Genomic DNA, 639 nt, shown 5'->3' with positions numbered 1-639 from the left:
TCCAATGGGACAACTGAAGAAAATGTTTGGGTAATGAAACACACAGAATGAGCCATTTTAATATTAAAATTGAAGAGTTACCATCTCTAGAAAAAAAGTTTCCGCCAAAGTCTTGACACATACAATTTTGGGCATGGTGTTGACGCTCTCTCTTTATTTGTATATAATGATTAATGAATTGTTATTATGTGCAAGTGCATAATCAACAGTTACATCATTTATTGATAGGGAAGACCAATTGTGACTAATATGATTTTACAAAGCAATAGGAACGCCCTGAACGTACGAGGGGAGGGGAACAACGTTGACTAAAACAGATATCAAAAAAGGTGAAAGTCTTGATGATGCTCTTCGTCGTTTCAAACGTTCCGTATCTAAAACGGGTACATTGAAAGAAGCCCGTAAACGTGAGTACTATGAAAAGCCTAGTGTTAAACGTAAAAAGAAATCTGAGGAAGCACGCAAGCGTAAATTCTAATAGAGCACCTATATTATTAAAGTTTATATCTCATCACTAGTGTTGCATTAAAAATTTAACTGTTTCATGACATAAAAAAGTCCTTTATAATGGGGTTGGATGACTTATCCAAGACCAAAACAAAGGACTTACAGCATGGATAAGTATAAAACAAAAATGAC

At 34.6% G+C, this 639-nt stretch carries 1 protein-coding gene; it reads left to right on the top strand.

All coding sequences use genetic code 11. The annotated features are described in order from the left end of the window. Positions 1-304 precede the first annotated feature (304 nt). The gene (rpsU, locus tag ACYQ2O_RS12620) at positions 305-478 is read left to right on the top strand and encodes a 30S ribosomal protein S21 (RefSeq protein WP_091263960.1); all 174 of its coding nucleotides are present in this window, start codon (positions 305-307) and stop codon (positions 476-478) included. Positions 479-639 lie beyond the last annotated feature (161 nt).

This window comes from Alkalibacterium sp. m-11, assembly GCF_054658155.1.
Note: the sequence above shows the minus strand (reverse complement) of the source record. Positions and strands in the feature narration are given on the sequence as shown.